The organism is Neisseria sp. HMSC067H09 (assembly GCF_001814135.1).
Taxonomy (GTDB): domain Bacteria; phylum Pseudomonadota; class Gammaproteobacteria; order Burkholderiales; family Neisseriaceae; genus Neisseria.
On sequence record NZ_KV814849.1, the window covers coordinates 1 to 3,024 of the forward strand.

6 protein-coding genes are annotated in these 3,024 nt (G+C 41.0%); all 6 read right to left on the reverse strand.

Translation table 11 applies throughout. The features are described 5' to 3' along the window. Positions 1 to 540: hypothetical protein (locus tag HMPREF2954_RS00575; RefSeq protein ID WP_210398476.1), on the reverse strand; the 540-nt coding region annotated here is incomplete at its 3' end. A 63-nt stretch (positions 541 to 603) separates the two neighbouring features. Beyond that, a complete protein-coding gene (locus HMPREF2954_RS00580; RefSeq protein ID WP_045072379.1) occupies positions 604 to 906 on the reverse strand; it encodes a hypothetical protein in 303 nt (100 codons plus the stop codon). A gap of 15 nt (positions 907 to 921) precedes the next feature. Then, the gene (locus HMPREF2954_RS00585) at positions 922 to 1,137 is read right to left on the reverse strand and encodes a major capsid protein (protein ID WP_045072380.1); all 216 of its coding nucleotides are present in this window, start codon (positions 1,135 to 1,137) and stop codon (positions 922 to 924) included. 62 nt (positions 1,138 to 1,199) lie between these two features. Then, positions 1,200 to 1,517, reverse strand: a complete 318-nt coding sequence (locus tag HMPREF2954_RS00590) for a hypothetical protein (RefSeq protein ID WP_045072381.1) — start codon at positions 1,515 to 1,517, stop codon at positions 1,200 to 1,202. Positions 1,518 to 1,539: 22 nt separating this feature from the next. Then, positions 1,540 to 1,806: a hypothetical protein gene (locus HMPREF2954_RS00595; protein ID WP_045072382.1), complete on the reverse strand. Its 267-nt coding sequence runs from the start codon at positions 1,804 to 1,806 to the stop codon at positions 1,540 to 1,542. Beyond that, a partial coding sequence (locus HMPREF2954_RS00600) for a replication initiation factor domain-containing protein (RefSeq protein WP_472689444.1) occupies positions 1,799 to 3,024 on the reverse strand: 1,226 nt, incomplete at its 5' end. The genes HMPREF2954_RS00600 and HMPREF2954_RS00595, both read right to left, overlap by 8 nt.

A 3,024-nucleotide genomic window follows, 5' to 3' on the forward strand; every position in this document is an offset into this window, starting at 1 on the left:
GCCACCGCCTGACGAACCACCGCCGCCACCGCCTTTACCTTGTTTTTCTTGGGCTTCTTTTTCCTTTTTTTTCTGTTCAGCGCGTTTCACTTCAATTTCACGAATTAAACGCGCCATTTCATTTTTATCAGCCAATGCCTTTTTTAAGCGTTCCTTTTCGACCCCCATTTCTTTGGCTTTTTTTTCAACTTCAGAATCAGTTACATTCTGTCCACCCGAATTAGGTCTCAAAAGCTGATTCATATCGTAGTAGTTAATTTGTTGTTTAGGCTCAATATTTCCGACATATTCGATTTTGTAATAACAAATCGGAACGCAAATATATTTAGTCACGTTCAATTTTTTTAAAACACCGTTATTCCTAATAACCAACTCTTTTGTATTCCAAAGCTCAGTCCTTTGATCAAATCCATAAGCAGGATTTACAAAACCCGTTGCACTCTCACCGGGCTTTAAATCCTTGACTTGATCCGCATAAGCTGCAACAGGCGCAAAAAAAGCGACCGTTGATAAAACGACCGCCGATAAATTCATTTTCATAACTAACCTTTAAACAAGTAAATCAGCGACAAAACCGCGAAAAAACCCATCAGAAAAGGAAAATCAACTACCATCATGCACCCCCATTCCTGATATAAATTTAGCAACCAACCTAAAACAAAACATCAAAACAAAAATCAGTATGAATGGAGCAGCAACTTTTGCACCGCCCGACATCTGATCAACAACAGAGCATTCAGGCAATGAAAGAACTATCTTTTCCCCATTCAAAAACCAATCTTTACCCACTTTTTGAGGTGAAATTAGTTTCCCTTCAGGATTAATAACGGGCGCGGTTTGAGATAAAACGAAATCGTTTGCAACTTCGATATTCTCGAAACACTGAAAACCAACACGATAACCCATACCGCACCCCGTTAATTATTTACCGCCCAAGAAACCGGAAACCAACTTGAATGCACGGACAACCACATAAACGGACAGCAAAGCCATGCCCACAGAAGTCACAACAGGAACGGTTTTTGCAATTTCGGTAGCCATAGTTGTACCAATATCGGCAATACCATCAGCAGCAGCAGCAGCAGACAGACCAACCAGAGCGGCACCAACGCCAATTTTTTGTTTCAAATTTTTCATAAAAAAAACACCTTTTTAGTAAGTAAAACCCCGTTTTCAAAGGCAAACGGGCAGCCCAAAAACTATTTAACTACCTTTTCGGGAGCATTATTAGCCGCACGAACCGGCTGAATATCGACAATTACGTTTTGAACACGATTACCGTTTGTTTGAACTTCAATATCAATTTCAGCTTCAAAGGGGAGCGGAATACCATTGAATTTTTCAAAGTTTTCCGACGTTCCAAATTTCATAGGTTCTGTGGCCGAACCGCGCATATCTGGATTATTTCGGGCAAACGGAAATTCCACATAAACCGTCGTAGAATCATATGCCTTACCAGTGTCATTCATAACGCCTTTAGAACGTTTTAAGCCTTGTACTTTTGCGAACATTTTCATATCAAATTACCTTCCTGCCTTCTTAGGCTTTTGGACTAAAAATACATTTCATATTGCCATTTACATCAATATGATATGCAAAACAATTTAAATTTAATGCTTTCTTCTTTGCCTGATAAATCACATCATTAAATGAATCCTCGTCAGTATCCATATATCCATAATAAAAATCAGACCTACCTTCACCCAAATCTATTATTAATTGACGATGCGTAAATGGACCATACAGAACATCATCAACAGTAATACAAGGGAATATTCTTTTATTGCACTCAACACCTTTAATCATTTTCCAACCCCTGAAGAATCATTCCGTATTCATCCATCAACTCCAATTCAATCGAACCTTCATACTCATCATGGATAAACTGCATGTAATGACGTCTTGCACTCAATGCATACTCAACGGAATAAGAAGCAGGATTTACCCTATCAGGCAATTCGCCGTCTTTACGCCTTAGACGCTCAACAATCTCTTCAGCCGTCATACCCAACTGGATCATCATATTTACCGCACGCCCAGCCTGATTAGCTGCAATTTCTTGAACCCGATCTATCGATATTTCCATGCGCTTTTCAGACGACAAATAACGATTCGATGAACCAAAATCCTGCAAACGCTCACAAATTGGAAAAGCACCGCCCCAAAACTGACCGGGCTGCAACAGGACATCCAACGGTATCAAGCAATTTTTGCCCATAAACTGCAATTCGAACCTTGTCCAAAATAGACCAGATGTATCCCCTTGTTCCTTTGCTTTATCGTAGATCCGGCAATAACAAGAAGAATTTTTAGAGCCTACACCGAGCGTCTTACCGTTTTGAGTTCCGTTAAGCCAATCAGAGCCGATTTGCGCCACCAAAGGACGTTTACCCCGCTTATCAAATTCGCCATTCTGATAAGCTTCCCAAGCAGAATCAGGGCTTATTTCTTCGTTGTAAAAATCTTTAGCCACGTCGCAACGGGTAATACGCGGACTGTATGCGTGTTCATTTAGAAATCGATATAACCGCTGCTCCCATCCATCTTTAGCAGCCGTACACCCTTTGCCCGTCAATTCAATCAAAATCGTGCCATTCTGACCGCCGATATAGGCTTGACCATACAAAACACCTTCTACCGACATTTCCCAACGTTCGTCATAAAAACGACCTTTACCGACGGGAGCAGGGGAACTAATACCAAATCCGAAAATCCATTCTGCAATTTCAGACCAGTTTTTCATCACATCGAAGTCGGTTACAGGAGAGGGAATACCCAGCGCGAGCAAATCATGCGCGAATCCAACAACCGATTTTTCCTTAAATGTGAAACTCAGGGTATCGATAAAAGCAGTGTTTCCAAGACCCCGACGGATCGGGATTACTTTCAAATTTCCATCAAAATCAATGACTGCCGTTTCATAACGTTCATATTCCTGATTTAAAACAACAGCTTCAAAAGATTCTGACGTTGATTCGCCCAAAGTTTTCAAATCTCGACCCCCCCTGTTAGATAGGGGGGGGG